We start from the raw sequence: 25,687 nt of genomic DNA on the forward strand, positions 1-25,687 counted from the left end.
GAGAGCCCTGAAATGACCCAGTCTTCCCTTCCCAAGCCCAGCATCGCCATCGTCGGTTATGGCAGCCAGGGCCGTGCCCATGCGCTCAACCTGCGCGACTCGGGCTTCGACGTGACCGTGGGCCTGCGTCCGGGCGGCCCGACCGAGGCCAAGGCCAAGGCGGACGGGTTCAGCGTCAAGGCTCCGGCCGAGGCGGTGAAGGAAGCCGATCTGGTCGCCATCCTCACCCCGGACATGGTGCAGAAGCAGGTCTACGAGGACGCCATCGCGCCGAACATGAAGGCCGGCGCCTGCCTGCTGTTCGCGCACGGGCTGAACGTGCATTTCGGCATGATCGCGCCGCGCGAGGACCTGGACGTGGTGCTGGTCGCGCCGAAGGGGCCGGGTGCGCTGGTGCGCCGCGAATACGAGATCGGGCGCGGCGTGCCCTGCATCTACGCCATCTACCAGGACAGGAGCGGCAAGGCCCGCGACCTGGCGCTGGCCTATGCCGGCGGCCTCGGCGGCGCGCGCGCCAACCTGATCGAGACCACCTTCAAGGAAGAAACCGAGACCGACCTGTTCGGCGAGCAGGCGGTGCTGTGCGGTGGCGCCTCGTCGCTGGTGCAGGCGGGCTTCGAGGTTCTGGTCGAGGCGGGCTACCAGCCGGAGATCGCCTACTACGAAGTGCTGCACGAACTGAAGCTGATCGTCGACCTGTTCTACGAAGGCGGCATCACCCGCATGCTCGAGTTCGTGTCCGAGACCGCGCAGTACGGCGACTACGTCAGCGGCCCGCGCGTGATCGACGCCGGCACCAAGGAGCGCATGCGCGAAGTGCTCAAGGACATCCAGGACGGCACCTTCACCCGCAACTGGGTGGCCGAGCACGCCGCGGGCCTGCCGAACTACAACAAGTTCAAGCAGGCCGACCTCGATCATCCGATCGAAGTGGTGGGCAAGCAGCTCCGCGCGAAGATGGTGTGGCTGGACAACTCCCCGAAGGAAGAGAAAGAGGCCGCGTGATGAACGGTGCGCACTGGCTGGTGCAGGCACTCGAGGCCGAGGGCGTCGACGCGCTCTTCGGCTACCCCGGCGGCACGATCATGCCGTTCTACGACGCGCTGCACGGCGCGTCGCTGAAGCACGTGCTGGTGCGCCACGAGCAGGGCGCGGCGTTCGCCGCGAACGGCTATGCGCGCGCCAGCGGCCGCGTCGGCGTCTGCGTGGCCACCTCCGGCCCGGGCGCGTCGAACCTGGTGACCGGCATCGCCGACGCCATGTTCGACTCGGTGCCGATGGTCGTGCTCACCGGCCAGGTGCCGACCTTCCTGATGGGCACCGATGCGTTCCAGGAGCTGGACGTGTTCGGCATGACCATGCCGATCGTCAAGCACAGCTTCCTGCCGCGCAGTGTCGACGACCTGCCACGCATGTTCGCCGAAGCCTTCCGCATCGCCCGCAGCGGGCGCCCGGGGCCGGTGCTGATCGACCTGCCCAAGGACGTGCAGATGGCGGATGCCTCGCACCTGCCGGTGCACTCGCCGCTGCCGGTCGAGCCGGTGCCGGGTCCGCCCGATGCCGCACTCCACGAAGCAGCCGCGCTGGTCTCCCAGTGCACCAGGCCGGTGGTCTACGCCGGCGGCGGCGTGGTGCTGGGCGATGCGATCGATGCGTTCCGCGAGTTCGTCGACCTCACCGGCCTGCCGACCGTGCTCACGCTCAAGGCGCTGGGCGCACTGCCGGCACAGCACCCGTCCAACCTGGGCATGCTGGGCATGCACGGCAGCCGCGCGGCCAACATGGCGGTGCAGGAATGCGACCTGCTGTTCGTCGTCGGCGCGCGCTTCGACGACCGTGCGACCGGCAAGCTGGCCGAGTTCGCGCCCAATGCACGCGTGGTGCACCTGGACGGCGATGGCTGCGAGATCGGCAAGCTGCGCAGCGCCGACGTTTCGGTGCCTGGCGACATCGCCGCGAGCCTGAGCCGCCTGGCCGCGCCGCTGGCCGCGCAGATGGAAGGCCGCCACGCCGCGCCTCGCAAGGCCTGGCGCGACCTCTGCGCCGAGCGCAGCCGTCGCCACGCCGCGCGCTACGACGCGCCCGGCGAGATGGTCTACGCACCGGCCCTGCTCAAGCGCCTGAGCGAGCTGGCGCCGCATGCGGTGGTCGCCTGCGATGTCGGCCAGCACCAGATGTGGGTGGCGCAGCACTGGCGCTTCCAGCATCCGCGCCAGCACCTGACCAGCGGCGCGCTGGGCGCCATGGGCTTCGGCCTGCCGGCGGCGATGGGCGCGCAGATGGAAAGCCCGGCGGCGCAGGTGATCTGCGTCAGCGGCGACGGCTCGTTCATGATGAACATCCAGGAACTGGCCACGATCCGTCGCTACCGGCTGCCGGTGAAGATCGTGCTGCTGGACAACTCCGCGCTGGGCATGGTCCGCCAGTGGCAGGAGCTGTTCTTCGAGAAGCGCTACTCGGAGATCGACCTGTCCGACAACCCGGACTTCGCCGAGGTGGCGCGCGCCTTCGGCATCCAGGCGCTGCACGTGGACAAGGCGGCGGGCGTGGACGCCGCGCTCAAGGCGCTGCTGGCCGCTGAAGGCCCGACCCTGCTGCACGTGGCGATCGACACCGCCGCCAACGTCTGGCCGCTGGTGCCACCCAACCACAACAACGCGCAGATGATGGATCCGGACGACGCCGGCACGCTGGATACCGGCGAAGCCGCGGCGCCCCCCACCAACACGCCCGCCCCCGGAGCACCGAGCAATGCGCTACCAGCTTGATTTCGTCCTGCGCCGCGCCGAGGGCGCGCTGCCGCGCGTGCTGGGCGCCACCGAACGGCGCGGTTTCCGTCCGCTGGCGGTCGACGGCGAGGCCGGTGCCGATGGCGAACCGTGGCGGCTGCGGCTGACCGTCGAGGGCGAGCGTGCGGACGCGACCCTGCAGTCGCAGCTGGCCAAGCTCTACGACTGCCTGTCGGTGCAGGTACAGCCCTGCCCCTGACCGGGCGCGCCATCTCCCCACCTCCCTCCACCGAAGCCCGTCCCACGGACCCCCCCATGAGCGCCACTGTCACCCCCATCGCCGAAGCCCAGGCCCGCCACGCGGCCGCCGCGCAGCCGCTCGCCGCACCCGACCAGATCCTGGCCTGGTTCGACGGGGCGCTGGTGGCCGCCGACACCCTGCAGGCCGGCCTGACCACGCACGCCATGCACTACGGCAGCGGCGTGTTCGAAGGCGTCCGCGCCTATGCCACCGATACAGGCGCGGCGGTGTTCCGCCTGCCCGAGCATGTCGAGCGCATGCGTCGCGGCGCCGAGATGTTCGGCCTGCCCTTCGATCCGGCGCAGTGCACCCAGGCCACCCTGGCCACCCTGCGCGCCAATGGCCACCGCGATGCCTACATCCGTCCGCTGGCCTGGTTCGGCGAAGGCAGCTTCGGCCTGGATGTCGAAGGCCACGTGCCGCACCTGATGGTCGCCACCACCGCCACCCAGGTGCACCTCAACGGCAGCCGCGCGCGCCTGGGCGTGAGCCGCTGGCGGCGCAACCCGGCCGACTCGCTGCCGCCGCTCAAGCTGTGCGGCGGTTACGTGAACTCGATCCTGGCCAAGCGCGAGGCCAAGGCGCGCGGCTTCGACGAGGCGCTGTTCACCGACCGCGAGAACAACGTGGTCGAATGCACCGGCGCCAACGTGTTCATGGTCAAGGACGGGCGTATCACCGCGGTCGAACACCGCGATGCGCTGTCCGGCATCACCCGCGACACGCTGCTGCAGCTCAGCGGCGCGGAATCGCGCACGGTGCCGCTGTCGGAACTGCTGGACGCCGACGAGGTGTTCGCCTGCGGTACCGCGGCCGAAGTCGCGCCGGTGGCCCAGATCGAGGATCGCCAGTACGGCGACAACCCGGTGACGCGGGAACTACAGGCGCTGTATGGCCGCGTCGTGCGCGGCCAGGAAGCCGCATACCGCCACTGGCTGACCGCGGTCTGATGGACCCTGCCGTAGCCAGCACCATCGACGTGTCCGCCAGCGACGTGCTGGCGGCGCAGGCGCGGCTGCGCAGGTACCTGGACGTCACCCCGACCCACTACGCCGAGCGCTTCGGCACCTGGCTCAAGCTCGAGAACCTGCAGCGCACCGGCTCGTACAAGGTGCGCGGCGCGCTGAACGCGCTGCTGGCTGCGCGCGAGCGCGGCGACGACCGCTACGTCATCACCGCCTCGGCCGGCAACCACGCGCAGGGCATGGCCTGGGCCGCGTACCGGCTCGGCATTCCGGCGATCACGGTCATGCCGAAGAACGCGCCGGAAACCAAGGTCGCCGGCGTCGCCCACTGGGGCGCCACCGTGCGCCTGCACGGCGACACCTACGACGAGGCCAAGGCCTTCGCCAGGGAACTGGCGGAGCACAACGGCTTCCGCCTGCTGTCGGCCTTCGACGATCCAGACGTGATCGCCGGCCAGGGCACGGTGGGGCTGGAGATCGCCGCGGCGATGAATCCGGACGTGGTGCTGGTGCCGATCGGCGGCGGCGGGCTCGCCTCGGGCGTCGCGCTGGCGCTGAAGTCGCAGGGCGTGCGCATTATCGGCGCCCAGGTGGAGGGCATCGACGCCATGGCGCGCGCCCTCCAGAACGACCGCAGCCTGGTCGACCCGCGCGCCACGCTGGCGGACGGCGTGCGGGTGAAGGAGCCGGGCTACCTCACCGAACGCATCCTGCGCGAGCTGCTGGACGACGTGGTGATCGTGCGCGAGGCCGAACTGCGCGAGACCCTGGTCCGGCTGGCGCTGGAAGAACACGTGATCGCCGAGGGCGCCGGCGCGCTGGCGCTGGCCGCCGGCAAACGCGTGGCCGGAAAGCGCAAGTGCGCGGTGGTGTCGGGTGGCAACGTCGACGCCGGCGTCCTGGCCACCCTGCTTTCGGAGGTCCGCCCGCGTCCGCCGCGCAAGCCGCGTCGGCGCGCGCGCGAGCGACTTCCCTTGCCGGCGGCGAAGCAACCCCCGCTTCCCGCCGGCCTTCTCCCTGCATCCGCACCACCGTCGCCGCGGCCGAAATCCGCACCGAGTAACATCCGCAAGGATCTTCCCGAGGAACTCCTCGCATGAGCGCCACCCCCGAATTCGTACGCATCTTCGATACCACCCTGCGCGACGGCGAGCAGTCCCCCGGCTGCAGCATGACCCCGCAGCAGAAGGTGGTGATGGCGCGCGCCCTGGCCGAACTGGGCGTCGACATCATCGAAACCGGCTTCCCGGCCAGCTCGCAGTCCGACCGCGACGCCACCGCGCAGATCGCGCGCGAACTGCGCGAAACCACCCTGGCCGTCCTGTCGCGCTGCCTGCCCGCCGACATCCAGGCCTCCGCGCGGGCGCTGGAAGGCGCGGCGAAACCGCGCATCCACGTATTCCTGTCCACCAGCCCGCTGCACCGGGAGCACAAGCTGCGGATGAGCCGCGAGCAGGTGATCGACTCGATCGGCACGCACGTGGCGATGGCGAAGCGCTACGTGGACGACATCGAGTTCTCGCCCGAGGACGGTACCCGCACCGAGGAGGACTTCCTGCATGAGGCCGTCGGCGTGGCGATCGCCGCCGGCGCCACGACCATCAATGTGCCCGACACGCTGGGCTACACCACCCCCGAGGAGATCCGGGGCCTGTTCGAGCGCATGATCGCGAACATCCCCGGTGCACGGGAGGTCGTGTTCAGCGCGCACTGCCACAATGACCTCGGCCTGGCCGTGGCGAACTCGCTGGCGGCGATGGAGGGCGGCGCGCGCCAGATCGAGTGCACCATCAACGGCATCGGCGAGCGTGCCGGCAACGCCGCGCTGGAGGAACTCGTCATGGCGCTGAAGGTGCGCAATGCCTTCTACAACATCGACACGCGCGTCGACACCCGCCGCCTGGTGCCGACCTCGCAGCTGCTGCAGCGCCTGATCGGCATGCCGGTCCAGCGCAACAAGGCCATCGTGGGGCAGAACGCATTCGCGCACGAGTCGGGCATCCACCAGCACGGCATGCTGCGCAACCGCAGCACCTACGAGATCATGAACCCTTCCGACGTGGGCTGGCCCGACACCAAGATGGTGCTGGGTCGCCACAGCGGCCGCGCCGCGGTCGGTCACCGCCTGCGCGCGCTCGGCTACACCATGGAGGACGAGCAGCTCGACCAGGTGTTCGCACGCTTCAAGGACCTGTGCGAGCAGCAGCGCGTGGTGGAGGACCACGACCTGGAACGGCTGATCGACGGTGGCGTGGTGGGACAGGGCTATCGGCTGTCGTCGATGACCATCAGCGATCGCGGCCAGCGCGCCAGCGCCCAGGTGGAGCTGTCGGATCCGGAGGGCAGGAAGATCAGCGAGAGCGCGCTGGGCGACGGCCCCGTGGATGCGTTGTTCGCGGCGCTGTCCAACGCGACCGGGGTGAAACTGTCGCTGGAAAGCTACAGCGTGCACAGCGTGGGCCTGGGCGCGGACGCGCAGGGCGAGGCGTCGTTGAGCGTCCACCACGACGGCGTCGAGTACCAGGGCACCGGCACCAGCCGCGACATCATCGAGGCCAGCGCCCTGGCCTGGCTGGACGTGGCCAACCGCATCCTGCGTCGCGCCCCTGCCGGCCGGCCGGACGTGGACACGCGCGCAACCGCCTGACCACGGCACATCGCCGGTCGCCGCCTGGCGCGCCCGGCCCGCACACAGGCGGCCGGCGCCTTCGCCGACCGCCCCTCTTCCACGTTCGCCTTCGAAATCCATGCACGCTGACATCGTCGTACTGCCCGGGGACGGCATCGGCCCCGAGATCGTCTCCGCCACACTGCCCGTCCTGAACGCCGTCGCCGCACGCTTCGGCCACACGTTCTCGTTCGCCGAGCACGACATCGGCGGTATCGCCATCGACCGCCACGGCGAGCCGCTGCCGGCGGCGACGCTCGAGGCCGCCCGCAAGGCGGACGCCATCCTGCTGGGCGCCGTCGGCGGCCCGAAGTGGTCCGATCCGAATGCGAAGGTGCGCCCGGAACAGGGTCTGCTGGCGATCCGCAAGGCGCTGGGCCTGTTCGCCAACCTGCGCCCGGTCAAGCCGCATGCTGCCGCGCTCGGCGCATCTCCGATCAAGCCCGAGCTGCTGCAGGGCGTGGACATCGTGGTGGTGCGCGAGCTCACTGGCGGGATCTACTTCGGCGACAAGACCCGAAGCGACACCGAGGCGACCGACCTGTGCCGTTACAGCGTGGCCGAGATCGAGCGCGTGGTGCGCAGCGCCGGGGCGCTCGCGCGCCAGCGCCGCGGCCACCTGACCTCGGTCGACAAGGCCAACGTGCTGGAAACCTCGCGCCTGTGGCGCGACGTCGCCACGCGGGTGATGCGCGAGGAGTTTCCCGACGTGACCGTCGAGCACCAGCTGGTCGACTCCATGGCGATGCACCTGCTGTCGAAGCCGCGCGCCTACGACGTGATCGTGACCGAGAACATGTTCGGCGACATCCTCACCGACGAGGCCTCGATGCTGGCGGGCTCGCTGGGGCTGCTGGCTTCGGCCTCGCTGGGCGCGGGCAAGGTGGGCCAGGACGGATCGCCGCAGGCGGAACGTCAGATCGGATTGTTCGAGCCGATCCACGGCTCGGCTCCCGACATCGCCGGCAAGGGCATCGCCAACCCCTACGCCACCATCCTGAGCGCGGCGATGCTGATGCGCCACTCGCTCGGGCTCGAGGCCGAGGCGGTCGCGATCGAGGCCGCGGTGGCCGGAGCGCTGGACGCGAAGGTGTTCACCGCCGACCTCGCCGCGCCCGGGGAGGCGGTCGACACCGCGCGCGCCGCACAGGCGGTGCTCGAACGACTGGCCTGAACCAGCAGCGGGCGCGCGATCGCGCACCGGACACGATACTGACCAGAAAAGGGATGCAGATGCCGCTATCGAGGGACGAGTTTCTCGCGCGCGTACAGCGCCGCGATCCAGGCCAGCCGGAGTTCCTGCAGGCGGTGAAGGAAGTCACGGCCAGCCTGTGGCCGTTCCTCGAGCGGTTTCCCGAGTACAACCGGGACGGGCTGATGGATCGCCTGGTGGAACCCGAGCGCGTGGTCCAGTTCCGGGTGAGCTGGGTCGACGACCGTGGCGACGTGCAGGTCAACCGCGCCTGGCGCGTGCAGCACAGTTCTGCGATCGGCCCGTTCAAGGGCGGCATGCGCTTCCATCCGTCGGTGAACCTGTCGATCCTCAAGTTCCTGGCCTTCGAGCAGACCTTCAAGAATTCGTTGACCACGCTGCCGATGGGCGGCGGCAAGGGCGGCGCGGACTTCGATCCCAAGGGCAAGAGCGACGGCGAGGTGATGCGCTTCTGCCAGGCGCTGATGCTGGAGCTGCATCGCCACCTCGGCCCGGACACGGACGTGCCGGCGGGCGACATCGGCGTCGGCGCGCGCGAGGTCGGCTACATGGCCGGCATGATGAAGAAGTTATCCAACCAGGCCGGCTGCGTGTTCACCGGCAAGGGACTGTCCTACGGCGGCAGCCTGATGCGACCGGAAGCGACCGGCTACGGCACGGTCTACTTCGTCGAGCAGATGCTGCACCACGCGCGGCGCGAGACCCACGGTGCGCGCGTGCTGATTTCCGGCTCCGGCAACGTGGCGCAGTTCGCGGCGATCAAGGCCGAGGAGCTGGGCGGCAAGGTGCTGACCTTCAGCGACTCCGACGGCACGCTCTACGCACGCGACGGCTTCGGCCCGGATGCGATCCGCGAGATCGCCGAGTTGAAGAACCTGCGCCGCGGGCGGCTGTCGGAGCTCGGCGAGGATGCGCGCTTCGAGTACCTGCCCGGCAAGCGGCCCTGGCACATCCCCGCCGAGATCGCGCTTCCCTGCGCGACCCAGAACGAACTCGACGAAGACGATGCGCGCACGCTGGTGCACAACGGCGTGGTCTGCGTGGCCGAGGGCGCCAACATGCCGAGCACGCTGGAGGCGGTCGACGTGTTTCTCGAAGCCGGAACGCTGTATGCGCCGGGCAAGGCCAGCAATGCCGGCGGCGTGGCGACCTCGGGCCTGGAGATGAGCCAGAACGCGTTGCGGCTGTCGTGGCACCACGCCGAGGTCGACGAGCGCCTGCACGCAATCATGAAGGACATCCACGGCAACTGCGTGCGCCACGGCAAGCGCGAGGACAGCAGCGTCAACTACGTCGACGGCGCCAATATCGCCGGCTTCGTGAAGGTGGCCGACGCGATGCTGGCGCAAGGGGTGTACTGAGGGTCGCAGCTGGCGGGGTGTGGACGCCAGCCGGCTGATCCCCAACTGCGGTCGCTGCGGGATGCTGCGGACGTGGTGGCTTCATGCGAGACGTACTCGCCGGCCGATTGGAGCGGCCGCTCCATCGCAGGCGCAGAGAAGCGCACAGCTTCGGTTGGGGGCCGCCGCATTCCGGCCGGGGGTAGCGCACCGCTCGGGCAGACGTCCCTGTCCGCACTCGCGGCCACGGCACATCCATGTGGCGCTTGCGCCACCCCCGCCCGGAACGCGACGGCCTGGCGACCTGCGGGTGTTCCGCATCTTCGGCGTGGATGTAGGGGGCGGTCGCGTCGTGCGGTGTCAGTCCTGATGTCGTGACGTCGGACCTGGTCGTGACGCATCCACCTACGGTCGTGCAGTGCAGGCTTGTCGTGGTGGCGTGCGGTGCCAGGCTTCCGGCAACACGAGTTATCGTCGGGACCGCCCCTGTCAGTCGAGCTAGGTGGGGATCACGCCAGATGGCGATGCCGGAAAGGGGATCACTGTCCGGGCTGGAGAGCTCGGAGGACGGCGCCGTAAGCGCCCGCGCGACTGCGACGCCTGGCGTCTCATCGCATCGCGTCGAACAGCCACGGCTGCGCCGCGCGATGCGTCGCCTCGAACGCGGCGATCGTCTCTCGCTCCTGCAGGGTCAGGCCGATGTCGTCGAGGCCATTGACCAGGCAGTGCTTGCGGAACGCGTCGATCTCGAAGGCGTAGCGCACGCCGTCGGGCCGGGTCACCGACTGCGCGGCGAGATCCACCGTCAGCGTATAGCCGTCGTTGGCCTCGCACTGCGCGAACAGGGCGTCGACTTCGCCGTCGGCCAGCACGATCGGCAGCAGGCCGTTCTTGAAGCTGTTGTTGTAGAAGATGTCGGCGAAGCTGGGCGCGATGATGGCGCGGAAGCCGTACTCCTCCAGCGCCCAGGGCGCATGCTCGCGCGAGGAGCCGCAGCCGAAGTTCTCGCGCGCCAGCAGCACGCTGGCGCCGGCATAACGCGGGAAGTTCAGCACGAAATCGGGGTTGAGCGGACGCCGGCTGCTGTCCTGCCCGGGTTGGCCGACGTCGAGATAGCGCCACTCGTCGAACAGGTTCGGGCCGAAGCCGCTGCGCCTGATCGACTTGAGGAACTGCTTGGGGATGATCTGGTCGGTATCGACGTTGGCGCGGTCCAGGGGCGCAACCAGGCCGGTGTGGGTCGTGAAGGCTTTCATGCTCTGTTCCTCAGGCCTGCATCAGGTCGCGCACGTCGACGAAGTGCCCGGCGACGGCGGCAGCCGCGGCCATCGCCGGGCTGACCAGGTGGGTGCGCCCGCCTGCGCCCTGCCGCCCCTCGAAGTTGCGGTTGGAAGTCGAGGCGCAGTGTTCGCCGCTGCCGAGCTTGTCCGGATTCATCGCCAAGCACATCGAGCAGCCCGGTTCGCGCCATTCGAATCCCGCCTCGATGAATATCCGGTCGAGTCCTTCGGCCTCGGCCTGCGCCTTGACCAGGCCCGAACCCGGCACCACCAGCGCCTGCTTCACGCTCGCGGCAACCTTGCGTCCGCGCGCGACCTCGGCAGCCGCGCGCAGGTCCTCGATGCGCGAGTTCGTGCAGGAGCCGATGAACACGCGGTCGAGCCGGATACTGGTGATCGGCTGGTTGGCCTCCAGCCCCATGTACTTCAGCGCGCGCTCGATCGAGCCCTTCCTGACCGGGTCGACTTCGCGCGCGGGGTCCGGCACCGCCTGGTCCACCGCCAGCACCATCTCGGGCGAGGTGCCCCAGCTGACCTGGGGGCGGATGTCCTCCGCGCGCAGTTCGACCACCGTGTCGAACACCGCGTCCTCGTCCGACACCAGCGTCTTCCACAGCGCCGCCGCAGCGTCCCAGTCGGCGCCCTTGGGCGCGAACGGGCGCCCCTGCACGTAGTCGAGGGTCTTCTGGTCCACCGCCACCATGCCCACGCGCGCACCGGCCTCGATGGACATGTTGCAGATCGTCATGCGCCCTTCGATCGACAGGTCGCGGATCGCGCTGCCGGCGAACTCGAGCGCGTGGCCGTTGCCGCCGGCGGTGCCGATCCGGCCGATCACCGCCAGCACGATGTCCTTGGCGGTCACGCCCGGACCGAGCCGGCCTTCGACGCGCACCTGCATGTTCTTCATCTTCTTGGCCACCAGGCACTGCGTGGCCAGCACGTGTTCGACCTCGGAGGTGCCGATGCCGTGCGCCAGCGCGCCGAAGGCGCCATGCGTGGAGGTGTGCGAATCGCCGCAGACCACGGTCATGCCGGGCAGGGTCGCGCCCTGCTCGGGGCCGACCACGTGGACGATGCCCTGGCGCGCGTCGTTCATCTTGAACTCGAGGATGCCGAAGTCGTCGCAGTTCTCGTCCAGCGTCTGCACCTGCAGCCGCGAGACCTCGTCGACGATGGCTTCCAGCCCGCCCTGGCGCTCGGCCTTCGTCGTGGGCACGTTGTGGTCGGGCGTGGCGATGTTGGCGTCGACGCGCCAGGGCTTGCGGCCCGCCAGCCGCAAGCCTTCGAAGGCCTGTGGCGAGGTCACTTCGTGGAGGATGTGGCGGTCGATGTAGATCAGCGAGGAGCCGTCGTCGCGACGCTTGACCTCGTGCATCTCCCACAACTTGTCGTAGAGGGTCTTGCCTGGCATGGCGGGTGTCCGTGTGGCTTGGCGGTGGTGCCGGGCCTCGCCTGCGCGCAGCCCGACGCCCGATCCTAGGCACTTGCCTTCGATAACTCCAATTCATATTTTTCATCCATTGCATAACCGGTGCGACTTGATGGACCTGGCCAGCCTGGAAGCGTTTCTCGCCGTGGCGGAGAGCGGCGGCTTTTCCAACGCGGGCGAACGGCTGCACCTCACCCAGCCGGCGGTGAGCAAGCGCATTGCGGCGCTGGAACAGCATCTCGGGCGGCGCCTGTTCGATCGTGTCGGCCGCGAGGTCGCCCTGACCGAGGCTGGCCGCGCCCTGTTGCCCCGCGCGCGCGGCATCCTCGGCGAGATGGAGGACACGCGCCGCGCCCTGGGCAATCTCGACGTGGACGTCGGCGGCAGCCTCAGTCTGGCCACCAGCCACCACATCGGCCTGCACCGGCTGCCGCCGCTGCTGCGCGCCTTCCTGCGCACGCATCCGCAGGTGGCCGTGGATCTTCGCTTCCTCGACTCGGAACAGGCCTGGTCCGAGGTCCTGCATGGCAGGCTGGAACTGGCGATCACCACCCTGGGGCCCGCCGCCGCGCCGCTGCAAGCGGTACCCGTCTGGGACGATCCGCTGGAGTTCGTGGTCGCGCCCGACCATCCGCTGGCCGCCCGCGGCCGTGCCACCCTGGCCGAGCTGGCGCGGCACCCGGCGGTGCTGCCCGACGCCAGCACGTTCACCCATCGCATCGTCGCCGGCCGCTTCGCCGACGCGGGCCTGACGTTGCGCCTGCACATGACCACCAACGCCATGGAAACGCTGAAGATGCTGGCCGGGGTCGGGCTGGCCTGGAGCGTGCTGCCGCATACGATGCTGGACGCATCGACCGTGGCGCTGCGCGTGCCCGGCACGCGGCTGCGTCGCCAGCTCGGCTATGTCACCCATGCCGGGCGCACCTTGTCGAACGCTGCGCGAGCGTTCATGGCGCTTCTGGATGCAGCGGCAGACCGCGGGAAGCGCTGATACGGACCGCTCTCACCTCGCATCGCCCGTGGGCGACAGGCTGGCAGGGAGCGGGCGCGTCAGCCCCGCCACGGACCGCGAGAGAACAGATCGCGAAGTGGGCGTTACCGCTCCGCGACGGCCGCGGGTTCTTCGCGCCGCACCTTGAACCAGGCCGCGTACAGGGCCGGCAGGAACACCAGGGTCAGCACGGTGGCCACGGTCAGCCCGCCCATGATCGCCACCGCCATCGGCCCAAAGAAGGCGCTGCGCGAGAGCGGGATCATCGCCAGGATCGCCGCCAGCGCGGTCAGCACGATCGGCCGGAAGCGGCGCACCGTGGCGTCGATCACCGCGTCCCAGCGCGCGTGCCCGGCGGCGATGTCCTGCTCGATCTGGTCGACCAGGATCACCGAGTTGCGCATGATCATGCCCGCCAGCGCGATCGTGCCCAGCATCGCCACGAAGCCGAACGGCACGCGGAAGGCGAGCAGGAACAGGGTCACGCCGATCATCCCCAGCGGCGCGGTCAGCAGCACCAGCAGCGAGCGCGACAGGCTGCGCAGCTGCAGCATCAGCAGGGTCACCACCACCAGCAGGAACAGCGGCAGCCCGGCCTTGATCGAATCCTGGCCACGCGCCGAGTCCTCGACCGTGCCGCCGGTCTCGAGCAGATAGCCCGGCGGCAGCGCGGTGCGGATGTCCTCGAGCGTGGGCAGGATCTGCGCCACCACCGTCGGCGGCGTCACGCCGTCGCGGATGTCGGCGCGCACGGTGATGGTGGGCAGGCGGTCGCGGTGCCAGATGATGCCGTCCTCGTAGCCGTACTCGAGCGTGGCCACCTGCGACAGCGGCACCGGCCCGCCCTCGCCGCCGGGAATCGCCAGGCTGTCCAGCAGCTCCAGGTGGGCACGCTCCTCGCCGGTGCCGCGCAGCAGCACGCCGATCAGTTCGTTGCCTTCGCGGAAGGTGCTGACCTGCAACCCGCTAAGCGAGCCGGACAGGAACTGCGCCACGCGCTGCGAGCTGATGCCGAGCGCGCGCGCGCGATCCTGGTCGATGCGCAGGCGCACCACCTTGCTCGGTTCGCTCCAGTCCAGATGCACGTTGTCCAGGTGCGGATTCGCCCGCACGCGCTCGGCGACCTGCGCGGCCAGCGCGCGGACGCGCTCGACATGTTCGCCCGACACGCGGAACTGGACCGGATAACCCACCGGCGGACCGTTCTCCAGCCGGGTGACGCGCAGCTGCAGTTCGGGAAACCGGACGAAGACCTCGTCGAGCAGCCAGGCGCGCACCGACTCGCGCGCGGCCAGGTCGCTGGCGCGCACCACGAACTGGGCGAAGTTGGTCTGCGGCAGTTGCTGATCCAGCGGCAGGTAGAAGCGCGGCGAACCGGTGCCGACATAGGCGACGTAGTTCTCCACGCCCTCGTGGCCATCGAGCATCGCTTCCAGCCTGCGCACCTGCGTCTCGGTGGCGCGCAGCGAGCTGCCCTCGGCCAGCTCCATGTCGATCATCAGCTCCAGCCGCGTGGAGTCGGGGAAGAACTGCTGCGGCACGAAGCGGAACAGGGCCAGCGACAGCGCGAACGCGGCGACCGTGGCGACGATCACCAGCCAGCGATGGCGCAGCGACCAGTCGAGCAGGTCGCGGAAGCGCAGATAGAAGCGGGTCCGGTAGGGATCGTGGCCAGGCACCGCCACGCTACCGGGCTCCGCGCCTGCGGAAGCTGGAGAGGCGCGTTCGGGTATCGCAGGCCCGTGGGCGGTCGGGTGTCCGGCCGTCCCGAGGGGCGCGCGCGGAGGCAAACCGGCCTCCGCGTCATCCAGCGGACCGCCACGTCGCGCACCCGCTGCGCGGCCCGTCAGACGCAGGCGCGACAGGACGGCGGCCGAACGCCGCAGCAGGGACGGCCTGCCCGCGTGCGCCTGCATGTCCGGCAGCATCTTCTCGCCCAGCCAGGGGATGAACAGCACCGCCGCGATCCACGACACCACCAGGGCGATCGTGACCACCTCGAACAGCGAGCGGGTGTACTCGCCCACGCCCGAGGCCGCGGTGGCGATGGGCAGGAATCCGGCCGCCGTCACCAGGGTGCCGGTGAGCATCGGGAAGGCGGTGTTGGTCCAGGCGAAGCCTGCGGCGCGGAAGCGGTCGAAGCCCTGCTCCATCTTGATCGCCATCATCTCCACCGCGATGATCGCGTCGTCGACCAGCAGCCCCAGCGCCAGCACCAGCGCGCCCAGCGAGATCTTGTGCAGGCCGACGCCGAACCAGTCCATGACCACGAAGGTCATCGCCAGCACCAGCGGGATCGACACGGCCACCACCAGGCCGGTGCGGAAGCCGAGCGAGAAGAAGCTCACCAGCAGCACGATCGCCACCGCTTCGGCCAGCACTTTGACGAACTCGCCCACCGAGTCGCGCACCGCCGCCGGCTGGTCGGCGACCGGACGCAGCTCCATGCCCACGGGCAGGGTGAGCCGGATCCGCGCGAAAGCCGCGTCCAGGTTCTCGCCCAGGCGCAGGATGTCGCCGCCTTCGCGCATCGACACGCCCAGTCCGATCGCGTCCTGGCCCATGAAGCGCATGCGCGGGGCGGCCGGGTCGGAGAAGCCGCGGCTGACCGTGGCGATGTCGCCAAGCCGTATCGTGCGGTCGCCGGCGCGTATCGGGAACCGGCGGATGTCCTCGACCGAAGCGAAGGCGCCGTCCACCCGCAACTGCACGCGGTCGCTCGGGGTTTCGAAGAACCCGGCCGGCACCACCGCGTTCTGCTGCGCCAGCGCCTGCTGCACCGCCTGCATCGGGATGCCGAAGGTGGCGAGTCGGGTATTGCTGACCTCGATCCAGATGCGCTCGTCCTGCAGGCCGATCAGTTCGACCTTGCCGACGTTGTCGATGCGCTGCAGCTCCAGCTGGACCCGGTCGGCATAGTCCTTGAGCACGGCGTAATCGAAGCCCTCGCCGGTGAGCGCGTAGATGTTGCCGAAGGTGTCGCCGAACTCGTCGTTGAAGAACGGCCCCACCACGCCTTCGGGAAGGGTGGCGCGGATGTCGCCGATCTTCTTGCGCACCTGGTACCAGAGCGCGGGCACGTCGCGCGAATGCATCGAGTCGCGCGCCATGAAGATCACCTGCGACTCGCCCGGCCGCGAGTACGAGCGGATGAACTCGTACTCGCCGGTCTCCATCAGTTTCTTCTCGATGCGCTCGGTGACCTGGCGCGCAACCTCGTCCGCGGTCGCGCCCGGCCACAGGGTGCGCACCACCATCGCCTTGAAGGTGAACGGAGGATCCTCCGAACGCCCCAGCTGCAGGTAGGACAGCGCACCGCCGATGGCGACCACGATCATCGCGTACAGCACCAGGCTGCGGTTGCGCAGCGCCCACTCGGACAGGTTGAAGCGCATGGGCTCAGCGCTCCGGGTGCGCGCGCCGCGCCACGCGGCGGGGCCGGTGGCGGGCCGCCGCGCGGCAGCTGGCGACGCTCACCGCGCCGTCCCGGCAGCGGCCGGCACGGGCCGGTTGTCGCGATCCACGGGCGCGACGAGCTCGCCCTCGCGCAGCAGATGGCCGCCGGCGGACACCACCCAGGCGTCCGGATCCAGCCCGGACAGCACCGGCACCCGCTCCTGCCCCAGGCGACCGGTCCGGACCGGCGCCAGCCGCAGCGCACCCGTGCCCGGATCGACGATCCACACCGCGTGGCCGCCGCCCGCGGCCGGCTGCAGCGCCGCCAGCGGCACGCTCAGGGCCGCATCCTCGCCCTGCTGGCGCACATACACCCGCGCGCTCTGGCCCAGTTCGACCCGATCCGCGGCCCCCGGCTCCAGCGCCACGCGCGCGGCGAAGGTACGCGCCTGCGGGTCCGCGGCCGCGGCGATCTCGCGGATACGGCCCGGCAGACGCCGCGCCGGACCGTCCCAGAGTTCGACCTCGACCGGCTGGCCCAGGCGGAACTCGGCGACGCGGGATTCGGGCAAGGCGATCGCCACCTCGCGGCCGTCGCCGGCGAGCGTGTAGATCGCCTGGCCGGCCGCGACGACCTGGCCGGCTTCGGCCAGCCGTCCTGCGATCACCCCGTCGCGCGGCGCCCGCAACTGCGCGTAAGCGGCCTGGTTGCGGGCCACGTCCAGCTGCGCACGCGCGGCGCGCGCCTGTTCCTCGGCCGCCCGCCAGGCCGCGTCCTGCGCGTCCATGGCCGACTGGCTGACCAGCCGGTCCCGCGCCAGGGCCTGGAAGCGGACACGATCGGCGCGGACCCGGCCCAGCTCCGCCTCGGCCGCCGCCAGCTGCGCACGCGCAGCCTCCGCCTGCAGGCGCTGGTCGCCTGGATCCAGTTCGGCCAGCAACTGGCCCTTGCGCACCCGCTCGCCGGCATCCACGGTGCGCCGCGCGAGATTGCCACCGATCCGGAAGGACAACGGGCTTTCCTCGCCCGCGCGGACCTCGCCGGCATAGCTCGAGATCCCGGCCGCCTCGCCGCCGCCGGGCTGCTCCACCAGCACCGGTCGCGGGGCGGGCGCGTCCCCGCCTTCACTCCCACAGGCCGAAAGCAGCCCCGCCAGCGCCACGCCGGAGAGCCATACGGGAAACAGGCAGGCCTTGAGGTGCATCCGCAGCGCCGGGTGAATGCAAGGACGCGCAGAGTATAAATAGCAAACCGATTAGTCTAGTATTGCGCGCATGGTTCCCAAGCTTCCGCCTGCTGTCGATCCGCCCCGGCCCGCCGCCGGCCCCGGTCGGCCCAAGGACCTGGCCAAGCGCGCGTCGATCCTGGATGCCGCTGCGCGCATGTTCACCCGGTTCGGGTTCGAGGGCGCCAGCATGGACCAGATCGCGTCCGAGGCCGGGGTTTCCAAGCTCACCGTCTACAGCCATTTCGGCGACAAGGAAGCGCTGTTTGGCGAAGCCGCGCGCGTGGTCTGCGACTCGCTGATGCCCGACGACCTGTTCGTGGCCGATCCGTCGGCGCCGCTGCGCTCGCAGTTGGCCGGGATCGCCCGCGCGTTCTTCGCCATGATCACCAGCGAGGAAGCGCTCGCCATCCACCGGATGATGATGAGCCCGAGTGGCGACGAACGCCTGCGCCAGCTGTTCTGGCAGGCCGGGCCCGAACGCGTCCAGCGCGCCTTCACCGCCTTCCTCGAAGCGCGCGCGGCCGAGCTGGAGATTCCCGACCTGGCGCGCGCGGCCCGGCAGTTCTTCGCCCTGCTCAAGGGCGACCTGCACACGCGCATGGCCTGCGGCTTGTGCGAGCGCCCCAGTGCGGCCGGTGTCGACGAACACATCGACGCGACCGTGGACATGTTCCTGCGCGCCTACGGCCGGCGGCCCGGGCCAGCGCCCTGAACCGGCAGGCCATCGGTCGCGGTGACTTCCGGCACTCAGCCGGTTCCGGCCCGCTGGCGATGATGGCCGCGGGGGAAATTGCCCGACCGGGCCGGTAGAATCGCGTTTCCTCCTTACCCATCACGGACCGCAAGATGACGTTCGATTACGCCAAGGCCCGCGAGTTCATGGTCGAGCAGCAGATCCGTCCGTGGGACGTGCTCGACGGGCGCGTGCTGGACGTGCTGGCCAGGCTGCCGCGCGAGGCTTTCGTGGGCGAGCGCCACCGCGCCCTGGCCTATGCCGACCTGGAGCTGCCCATCGGCCATGGCGAAACCATGTTCAAGCCCGTGCTCGAAGGCCGCGCCCTGCAGGCGCTGGAGCTGCGGGGCGGCGAGTCGGTGCTGGAAATCGGCGCCGGCAGCGGCTTCATGGCCGCCTGCCTGGGTTCGCTGGCGCGCGAGGTGGTGAGCATCGAACGCCATGCCGACCTCGCCGACGCCGCCGCCGATCGCCTGCGCGCGCAGGGCATCGGCAACGCCGCGGTCGTGGCCGCCGACGCGTTCGGCTGGACACCAGGCCGCCAGTTCGACGCGATCTGCGTGTCCGGCGCGGTCGATACCATTCCGTCACGTTTCCTCGAGTGGCTGCGTCCTGGTGGCCGGATGTTCGTGGTGCACGGGCGCGCGCCGGCGATGGAAGCGGTGCTGGTGCACGGCGACGTCAACGCGCCGCGCTTCGAATCGTTGTTCGAGACCGGCCTGGCCTACCTCGCCGGCGCCGAACCGGCGGCCGAATTCAAGTTCTGACACGTCCCCGCTTTCTTCGCCAAGGATTCCCGATGCTCCGCCGCCCCCTCGTGCTCTCCCTCGCCCTGGCCCTGGCGTCCGCGCCGGTCTTCGCCGAAGACCTCATGCAGACCTACGAGCTGGCGCGGACCAACGACCCGCAGCTGTCGATCGCCGAGTCCAGCCGCCTGTCCACCCGCGAGGATGCCGTGCAGGCGCGTGCCGCGCTGCTGCCCCAGATCGACGGCACCGCGACCCTGGGCCGCGGTTACGCCGCCGGCGAGACCGGCTCGGGCCGCAGTCGCAATTACCAGGCCAGGCTCTCCCAGAGCGTGTTCGACTTGGGCACGATTTCCAACCTGCGCGCGCGTCGCGACTACGCCACCGCCGCGGACTACGACCTGGAGGCCGCGGGCGACGAGTTGATCTCGCGGACCGCCAACGCCTATTTCGACGTGCTGGTGGCGCTGGAAACGCTGAACGCGGCCGAAGCCGCCGAAGCCGCCTTCCAGAAGCAGTTCGACTACGCCGATCGCCGGCTCGAGGTGGGCCTGGCGCCCATCACCGACGTGCACGAAGCCCGCGCCCAGTACGACGGCGCGCGCGCCAACACCATCCTCGCGCGCAACGCGCTGCAGGATGCCTACCAGGCGCTGGCCGAGATCACCGGCACGCCGATCAACGCCCTGCGCGCCCTGCCCGAGGACTTCCGCCCCGAGCTGCCGGCCGGCGGCGATGCCGAGGCCTGGGTGCAGCGCGCGCTCGAGACCAATCCCGTCCTCCAGGCCTCCCAGTACGCGGTGCAGGGCGCCGAGCACGGCGTGACCACGGCACGCGCCGGACACCTGCCTTCGCTGGGCCTGGGCGTGACCTACAGCAACAACACCGACTGGTACTCGCCCTCTCCCGGCTCGGTGGCCGTGACCGACGAAGGCCATTCGATCGGCCTGACCCTGACTGTGCCGATCTTCGCCGGCGGCGCCACGCAGTCGCGCGTGCGCCAGGCGATCAACAGCCGCGACATCGCCCAGGACCAGCTCGAGCAGAACCGTCGCGCGATCGAGCGCAATACCCGCTATGCCTACCAGGCGCTGGTCGCCGGCATCAGCGAGGTCGAGGCGCGGCGCCTAGCGCTGGTCTCGGCGCAGAGCGCCTACGATGCCTCGCAGGTCGGCCTGGAGGTCGGCACCCGCACCGTGATCGACGTGCTGATCAACCAGCAGAACCTGTTCGTGGCGCGCCAAAACTACGCCACCGCGCGCTACAACTACCTGCGCAACCGGCTGCTGCTCGAGCAGGCTGCGGGCACCCTGGATGCGTCCACGGTCCAGGATGTGAACCGGCTGCTGACGGTCGAGACCACGGCGCCGTCGACCAACCCCCGGCAGTAGGCGCTACTGTCGCCCAAGGTACCCCGGAGCCGGCGTTCGCGCCGGCTTCGTCGTTCCTGGACCCGCGGCGCGCGGGGGCGGATCGCGACCATGCCGGCCCGCGGCTGCGCGGCCGGGCGTCGCCGGCCGAAGGACCGGTGCTGCGGGCGGCGTCGGCGCCGGTCCCGGCCCTTGCGACGCGACCTGCCCGTGCCGGCACCAAGGGCGCCAGCCCAACTCCGCACTCGGCCCTGCGCCCTCTGGGCCGCGGGCGGATCGGATCCTCGCTGCCCGTTCACGGTGGCGCCGCGCGCAGAGCGCCTGCAACCGCTCAGCTGCCGCCGGGCAGATCCGGGCCGATGACCTCCAGCGTGCGCTGCAACGCACCGCGGCCATCGCGCACCAGCGCCAGGCCTGCCTCGCGCATGGCCTCGCGCGCAGGCGCGTCCTGCAGCAGCTTCGCCAGGATGGTGGCCACGGCCCCGGCATCCTGGCCCACGCGCAGCGCCCCTGCCGCCTCCATCTGCCGCGCGATGTCGGCGAAGTTGTGCAGGTGCGGGCCGCTGGCCACCGGCGTGCCCACGGCGGCTGGTTCGAGCAGGTTGTGGCCGCCGATGTCCTGCAGGCTGCCGCCGACGAAGGCCACGTCGGCGCAGGCGTAGAACTGCTGCAGTTCGCCCAGGGTATCGAGCACGAACACCGCGTCTTCCGCATCCGGCCACTGCGTCAGCCGGCGCGTGGCCACCCGCCAGCCGGCATCCACCGCCTGTTGCGCCGCCCCGCGGAAACGCTCGGGATGGCGCGGCGCCCACAGCATCAGCAGGTCCGGCCAGCGCTCGCGCAGCTGGCGGTGCATGTCGAGCACCGCGGCTTCTTCTTCCGGATGGGTGCTGGCCGCGATCCAGACCGGCCGCTCGCCGATGCGTTCGCGGAAGGCGCGGGCCGCGCCCGCCAGCGTCTCGACATCGATCGCGATGTCGTATTTGAGGTTGCCGGCCACCACCAGCGACGCCTGCGGCGCGCCGAGTTCGCCGAAGCGGCGCGCGTCGTCCTGCGACTGCGCCACCACCCGGCGCAGCGTGGCCAATACCCGCGACAGCAGCGGCCGGAGCACGCGATAGCCGCGCAGCGAGCGTTCGGACAGGCGCCCGTTGACCAGGTACGCAGGAACGCCCGCGTCGCGGCAGCACAGCAGCAGGTTGGGCCAGAGTTCGGTTTCCACCACCAGCGCGATCCGTGGCCGGAAATGGGCGAGGAAGCGGTGCACCGCGCCGTCCAGGTCGTAGGGAAGATAGACATGGTCCACGCGTTCGCCCCAGATCGCGCGCACGCGCGCCGAGCCGGTCGGGGTGATCGTGGTCACCAGCAGGCGCCGCGCAGGGTCGGCGGCGAGCAGCGCATTCACCAGCGGGGCGACCGCGTTCACCTCGCCCACCGAGACCGCGTGCACCCACACCGGCGTCTCGCGCGCAGGCATCGCATAACGCGCGTAACGCTCGCTCCAGCGTTCGAAGTAGGCTTCCTGGCGGAAGCCGCGCCAGATCAGGTGGTAGACCGTCACCGGCACCAGCAGGTACAGCACGGCCGAGTACAGGCCACGCAGCAGGCGTTCGGTCTTGTCGGCGGCGGGCATGGGAACAGGATAACGGCAATGGATTGGAGACCGTGCGGGCGGCGCCGCCGCGCGCCCCTGCCCGTCGCGGCCCTCCGACTACAATCCACGCATGGATTCCCGGACCAGCTCCTTGCCCCCACCGCCGCGCTCGCCGCGTCACTGGCCGACCTGGCTGGGCATCGGCCTGATGGCGCTGGCCGCGCGCCTGCCCTGGCTGTGGCAGCGCGCCATCGGTCGCGGCCTGGGAACGCTGTTGCGGGTCCTGTTGCGCGATCGCCGCGAGGTGGCCGCGCGCAACCTGGCGCTGTGCTTCCCGGAACTGGACGCCCCGGCCCGCGAAGCACTGCTGCGCGACCACTTCACCTCGCTGGGCGTCGGGCTGTTCGAGTTCGTGCGCGCCTGGTGGGGCTCGGTGGAGCCGATGCGGCGCGGCCTGACGGTGGAGGGGCTGGAACACATCGCCGCGGCGCGCGCGAACGGGCGCGGCGTGATCGTGGTGTCGGGCCACTTCAGCACGCTGGAGATCTGCGGCCGGTTGATGTGCGACCACGTGCCCCTGGCCGGCATGTACCGGCCGCACGCCTCACCGGCCATGGAATGGGCGGTGCGACGCGGACGCGCGCGCTATGCGGCCGCCATGTTCCCCAAGCAGGACGTGCGCGGCGCGGTCCGTCACCTCAAGAAGGGTGGGCTGCTGTGGTACGCACCCGACCAGGACCCGAGCCGCGGCGAGGCGGTGTTCGTGCCCTTCTTCGGCCAGCCCGCGCACAGCCTCACCTCGACCCATTCGCTGGCGCGCCTGTCGGGCGCGGCGGTGGTGCTGTTCCAGCACCGGCGACGCGCCGACGGCAGCTACGCGTTGTGCCTGTGGCCGGCGCTGGAGGACTTCCCGTCGACGGACGCCGCCGCCGACACCGCGCGCGTGATTGCCGGCATCGAGGACATGGCGCGCGCCGCCCCCGCGCAGTACCTGTGGATCCATCGCCGCTTCAAGCGGCAACCGGACGGCGGCACGGTGTATTGAGGCTCCATCCAGGCCCGACAGGCCTGGCCCGGCGGTCGGCCGTCGGCACAGCGGCAGGGGCCGCGGCCCGGGGACACCGCATCGCGGTCGGATGGCAGGCTGCCGATACCCGCATCGTGCCGGGGTAAGGCCGCGACGGGCGGCGAGCGCGACAGGCCGCACCGCGCAGGCCGCACCGAGAGCCCGGCCGGCCCGCCGACAACTGCGTCAGGCTGTTGTCCCGGACTCGCGCCCGGCCAGCAGGCTGCCGGCGTAAAGCGCCGCCAGCAGCAGCGTGAGCCCACCCCAGAAGGTCGAATAGAACGCCAGGTGGGTGTTGAACGGGAACACCGTCACCGCCAGCGCCAGCATGGCCGGCCGGGCCCGGTCGCGGGCCTCGGTTCCCGAGAACCGCCAGGCACGCCAGGCCATGGCCGCGCCGGCCAGCCACAGCAGCAGGCCGAACACACCGGTCTCGCTCAGCACCTCCAGCACGATCTGGTGCGCGTGAAAGGCCGGCCCCTCGCCCCAGGCCGCCGGCTGCCCGGGTTCGGGATCGCAGGCGGGAAACGCGCCGCGGAAGCCGCGCGCACCGACGCCGTTGAACGGATGTTCGCGCGCCATGCACAGCGCCGCGCCCCAGATGCGGGTGCGTCCGGACAGGGCGGTATCGACGCCCTCCCCGCCTTCCACCGTCCAGGCCTGGGCGGTGCGCGCGACGCGATCCTGCACCTGCGGCGAAAACCAGGCCAGCGCCGCCAGCGCGACCGCACCCGCGGCGAACACGCCCAGCAGCCGCTTCCAGCCCAGCAGGCTCCAGCCGCTGGCGGCCAGCACCAGGGCAAAGGTGATCCAGGAGGCGCGCGATCCGGCGAACAGCACCACGATGCCCACCATCAGCGCCGCCACGATCCAGCCCGCGCTGCCGAAGCGGCGCCCGGCGAAGTACAGCGCGAACGGAGACAGGCTGGCCAGCACCACGCCCAGCTTGAGGTTGCACGGGCCCAGCACGCCGCCGAGGCGGTCGGCCAGCGCAAGCTGCTCGACGCTGCACATCGGCCGCCCGCTGATCGCCTGCTTGAGCGCGTCGATGCCCCAGAACAGCGGACTGGTGCCGCTGACCACCTGCGCCAGCGCATCCAGCGTCCAGACCAGCACGATCACCGCCAGGCCACCAAAGGTGATGCGTCGCCCACGCGCCGAAGCCACGGCCGACGCCGCCAGCCACAGGAACGGCAGGTACCGCAGGTCGACCAGCGACTCGCGGAAGGCGCGACCATGGTCGAGCGCGTCGAACGAGGACACCAGCTGCGGCAGCCAGTAGGCGCAGAACAGCACGCTGGTCAATGCCCAGGCCTGGTGGCTGAGCAGGCGCATGCCGCCGCGGAAGCGTCCGACCAGCAGATGCACGATCGCGGCCAGCGCGCCCAGCACCATCACGCCTTCCGCGTAACCCGGCGCCGGCCAGAGCGCCACGAATGCGAGCACCCAGTGCGGCGCCCAGCGCCAGCCGGCAGAGGGCGCCTCAGCGGAGGCGGAAGGCGGTGGGATCGTCGCAGAGTTCGTCATAGACCGACAGCGTGGCGTCCTGCATCGCCTGCAGGGTGTAGGGAATGGTATCGGGAAGCGGCGGCGGACGTTCGAGCAGGGTGCGCGCCGCCAGCGCCAGCGCGGGCGCGTCGAATGGCGGCACGGCACCGCCCGGCAGCAGTTCGCGCAGCAGTTCGCCGCTGCCGCCGTGTTCCCAGCCCAGCACGGGCCGGCCGCAGGCCAGGGCCTCGATCACGGTGCGGCCGAAGGCCTCGGGCTTGCGCGAGAGCTGCAGGACCAGGTCGCTGGCGGCATAGGCCTCGGCGATGGCGGAGGTGGGCGCGGTGAGCGCGAGCGCGCCGCCCACGCCCTGGCGCGCGGCTTCCCGCTCCAGCTCGGCGATGTAGCGTTCGCGGCCGGCCTCGCGCGCGCCGGGCATCCACAGCCGCGCGTCCATCCCGCCGGCCCGCAGGGTCGCCAGCAGGGCCAGCGCATCGACATGCCCCTTCAAGCGCGTGCCGCGCCCGGGCAGCAGCAGCAGCGGACCATCGCCGCCCAGGGCCGGATGCTGCGCGGCCGCGCGCGCGCGCGCCTCGCGGTCCGGTCGCGGCGCGCGCGGGAAGGCGGCAGGATCGATGCCGCGCGGGACCAGCCGCAGGCGCAGCGGATCGGTGGCCGGGTAGTGCTGCAGTACGTAGTCGCGAACCGTGCGCGAGACGCAGATCACGCGCTCGCCGCGCGCCATGATCGCGCTGTAGCGCGACGGCGAGTTCAGCCCGTGCACGGTGGTGACGAAACGCGGCCGCGTCGCTGCCGGCATGCCGGCCAGCGCGCGCCAGCCCAGCCAGGCCGGCAGCCGCGAGCGGGCATGCACCAGGTCGGCGCGCTCCTGCGCGAACAGCCTGCGCAGTGCGGGCACGTGGCGCAGCACCAGCGGCGACTTGCGCCCGATCTCCAGCGCCACGTGTTCGGCGCCCAGGCCGCGCAGGCTGGGCACCAGCCGGCCGCCGGCGGAAACCACGATGGCACGGTGTCCCGCACGCACCAGGGCGTCGGCGATCTCGAGGGTGGAACGTTCGACGCCGCCGGACTCCAGCGCCGGCAGCAGTTGCACCACGGTCAGCGGGCGCGGCATGCAGGCGC

General features: G+C 70.9%; 20 protein-coding genes. 13 read left to right on the plus strand and 7 right to left on the minus strand.

What is annotated here, in order from left to right:
• The first annotated feature begins 12 nt into the window (after positions 1–12).
• The 8 genes from ilvC (at position 13) to gdhA (ending at position 9,237) form a co-directional block, all read left to right on the plus strand.
• On the plus strand, positions 13–1,005 hold the full coding sequence (ilvC, locus tag ACQYVW_RS05235; RefSeq protein ID WP_434946275.1) for a ketol-acid reductoisomerase: 993 nt from the start codon (positions 13–15) through the stop codon (positions 1,003–1,005).
• Entirely contained in the window at positions 1,005–2,768 is a 1,764-nt protein-coding gene (gene ilvG, locus ACQYVW_RS05240) for an acetolactate synthase 2 catalytic subunit (protein WP_434933685.1), read from the plus strand. The genes ilvC and ilvG overlap by 1 nt, the downstream gene beginning before the upstream one ends.
• Positions 2,752–2,988, plus strand: a complete 237-nt coding sequence (locus tag ACQYVW_RS05245) for an ACT domain-containing protein (RefSeq protein ID WP_434933683.1) — start codon at positions 2,752–2,754, stop codon at positions 2,986–2,988. Before ilvG ends, ACQYVW_RS05245 begins: the two co-directional genes overlap by 17 nt.
• Positions 2,989–3,044: 56 nt before the next feature.
• Entirely contained in the window at positions 3,045–3,980 is a 936-nt protein-coding gene (locus tag ACQYVW_RS05250; RefSeq protein ID WP_434933682.1) for an aminotransferase class IV, read from the plus strand.
• Complete coding sequence (locus ACQYVW_RS05255; protein ID WP_434946276.1) at positions 3,980–5,095, plus strand: threonine dehydratase; 1,116 nt, start codon at positions 3,980–3,982, stop codon at positions 5,093–5,095. Before ACQYVW_RS05250 ends, ACQYVW_RS05255 begins: the two co-directional genes overlap by 1 nt.
• Positions 5,092–6,642: a 2-isopropylmalate synthase gene (locus ACQYVW_RS05260; protein ID WP_434946277.1), complete on the plus strand. Its 1,551-nt coding sequence runs from the start codon at positions 5,092–5,094 to the stop codon at positions 6,640–6,642. Before ACQYVW_RS05255 ends, ACQYVW_RS05260 begins: the two co-directional genes overlap by 4 nt.
• A 100-nt stretch (positions 6,643–6,742) precedes the next feature.
• A complete protein-coding gene (gene leuB, locus ACQYVW_RS05265) occupies positions 6,743–7,837 on the plus strand; it encodes a 3-isopropylmalate dehydrogenase (RefSeq protein WP_434933680.1) in 1,095 nt (364 codons plus the stop codon).
• A gap of 59 nt (positions 7,838–7,896) precedes the next feature.
• Positions 7,897–9,237 (plus strand): NADP-specific glutamate dehydrogenase, encoded by a 1,341-nt coding sequence (gdhA, locus tag ACQYVW_RS05270; RefSeq protein WP_434933678.1) that lies wholly within the window; start codon positions 7,897–7,899, stop codon positions 9,235–9,237.
• A 587-nt stretch (positions 9,238–9,824) separates the two neighbouring features.
• Here the strand turns inward: gdhA and leuD are convergent.
• Positions 9,825–10,472, minus strand: coding sequence for a 3-isopropylmalate dehydratase small subunit (gene leuD, locus ACQYVW_RS05275; protein WP_434933677.1), 648 nt, complete (start codon positions 10,470–10,472; stop codon positions 9,825–9,827).
• Positions 10,473–10,482: 10 nt separating this feature from the next.
• On the minus strand, positions 10,483–11,910 hold the full coding sequence (gene leuC / locus ACQYVW_RS05280) for a 3-isopropylmalate dehydratase large subunit (RefSeq protein ID WP_434933676.1): 1,428 nt from the start codon (positions 11,908–11,910) through the stop codon (positions 10,483–10,485).
• Positions 11,911–12,040: 130 nt separating this feature from the next.
• Here leuC and ACQYVW_RS05285 point away from each other — a divergent pair, with 130 nt between their 5' ends.
• Positions 12,041–12,922, plus strand: coding sequence for a LysR family transcriptional regulator (locus tag ACQYVW_RS05285; protein WP_434933675.1), 882 nt, complete (start codon positions 12,041–12,043; stop codon positions 12,920–12,922).
• 104 nt (positions 12,923–13,026) lie between these two features.
• On the opposite strand, the gene ACQYVW_RS05290 is transcribed toward ACQYVW_RS05285, so the two are convergent.
• Positions 13,027–16,317, minus strand: a complete 3,291-nt coding sequence (locus ACQYVW_RS05290; RefSeq protein WP_434946278.1) for an efflux RND transporter permease subunit — start codon at positions 16,315–16,317, stop codon at positions 13,027–13,029.
• Positions 16,318–16,395: 78 nt separating this feature from the next.
• Positions 16,396–17,523: an efflux RND transporter periplasmic adaptor subunit gene (locus ACQYVW_RS05295; protein ID WP_434946279.1), complete on the minus strand. Its 1,128-nt coding sequence runs from the start codon at positions 17,521–17,523 to the stop codon at positions 16,396–16,398.
• 70 nt (positions 17,524–17,593) lie between these two features.
• Here ACQYVW_RS05295 and ACQYVW_RS05300 point away from each other — a divergent pair, with 70 nt between their 5' ends.
• From ACQYVW_RS05300 to ACQYVW_RS05310, 3 genes are all read left to right on the plus strand, one after another.
• Positions 17,594–18,259 carry a TetR/AcrR family transcriptional regulator gene (locus ACQYVW_RS05300; protein ID WP_434936702.1) on the plus strand — a complete coding sequence of 222 codons (666 nt, stop codon included), beginning with the start codon at positions 17,594–17,596 and terminating at the stop codon, positions 18,257–18,259.
• Between the two features lie 134 nt (positions 18,260–18,393).
• A complete protein-coding gene (locus tag ACQYVW_RS05305) occupies positions 18,394–19,047 on the plus strand; it encodes a protein-L-isoaspartate O-methyltransferase family protein (protein WP_434936704.1) in 654 nt (217 codons plus the stop codon).
• Positions 19,048–19,079: 32 nt separating this feature from the next.
• Complete coding sequence (locus tag ACQYVW_RS05310) at positions 19,080–20,417, plus strand: TolC family outer membrane protein (RefSeq protein WP_434936706.1); 1,338 nt, start codon at positions 19,080–19,082, stop codon at positions 20,415–20,417.
• 310 nt (positions 20,418–20,727) lie between these two features.
• Here the strand turns inward: ACQYVW_RS05310 and waaA are convergent, their stop codons facing one another.
• A complete protein-coding gene (gene waaA / locus ACQYVW_RS05315; RefSeq protein ID WP_434946280.1) occupies positions 20,728–22,029 on the minus strand; it encodes a lipid IV(A) 3-deoxy-D-manno-octulosonic acid transferase in 1,302 nt (433 codons plus the stop codon).
• A 91-nt stretch (positions 22,030–22,120) separates the two neighbouring features.
• Here waaA and lpxL point away from each other — a divergent pair, with 91 nt between their 5' ends.
• Positions 22,121–23,035: an LpxL/LpxP family Kdo(2)-lipid IV(A) lauroyl/palmitoleoyl acyltransferase gene (gene lpxL, locus ACQYVW_RS05320; RefSeq protein WP_434946281.1), complete on the plus strand. Its 915-nt coding sequence runs from the start codon at positions 22,121–22,123 to the stop codon at positions 23,033–23,035.
• Between the two features lie 207 nt (positions 23,036–23,242).
• Here lpxL and ACQYVW_RS05325 read toward each other — a convergent pair whose 3' ends face one another.
• Together ACQYVW_RS05325 and ACQYVW_RS05330 are read right to left on the minus strand one after the other, a co-directional pair.
• Positions 23,243–24,583 (minus strand): O-antigen ligase family protein, encoded by a 1,341-nt coding sequence (locus ACQYVW_RS05325; protein WP_434946282.1) that lies wholly within the window; start codon positions 24,581–24,583, stop codon positions 23,243–23,245.
• A complete protein-coding gene (locus tag ACQYVW_RS05330; RefSeq protein WP_434946283.1) occupies positions 24,540–25,679 on the minus strand; it encodes a glycosyltransferase in 1,140 nt (379 codons plus the stop codon). Before ACQYVW_RS05330 ends, ACQYVW_RS05325 begins: the two co-directional genes overlap by 44 nt.
• Positions 25,680–25,687 lie beyond the last annotated feature (8 nt).

Source organism: Luteimonas campi (genome assembly GCF_051162505.1).
Lineage (GTDB): Bacteria > Pseudomonadota > Gammaproteobacteria > Xanthomonadales > Xanthomonadaceae > Luteimonas.